At 55.4% G+C, this 278-nt stretch carries 1 protein-coding gene; it reads right to left on the bottom strand.

The window, feature by feature from the left end; all coding sequences use genetic code 11:
* Positions 1–55: 55 nt before the first annotated feature.
* Positions 56–278 (bottom strand): hypothetical protein (locus SB764_RS39595; RefSeq protein ID WP_410866694.1); only part of this gene is annotated, 223 nt, incomplete at its 5' end.

Below are 278 nucleotides of genomic sequence, written 5' to 3'. Positions count from 1 at the left end.
CCAGGGGACGTCGTTCGAATCGCTCCAGTGAAATTGTGGCACTGCCGATGGATCATTAGTCATATTGTGCCGCCTTGGCGGCGCTCCTCTGTTCAGCTCCAGGTGTCGATATTCCATGTCCTGGAACCCACCACCGAGACGGGCAGATACATGGAATCACGGTCACACGGAGCTTATAGGGCTTGTCTTGCGGTTTGGCGTTCAGCAGTAGCGCGTGGGTGAGCTTCATGGCGTTCTTTCCGATGGGTAACTTCCTTGAATTTGACCCGCCGGAAAGG

The sequence above is a fragment of the Paraburkholderia sp. SIMBA_027 genome (assembly GCF_046535315.1).
Classification (GTDB): Bacteria; Pseudomonadota; Gammaproteobacteria; order Burkholderiales; family Burkholderiaceae; genus Paraburkholderia; species Paraburkholderia tropica.
Note: the sequence above shows the minus strand (reverse complement) of the source record. Positions and strands in the feature narration are given on the sequence as shown.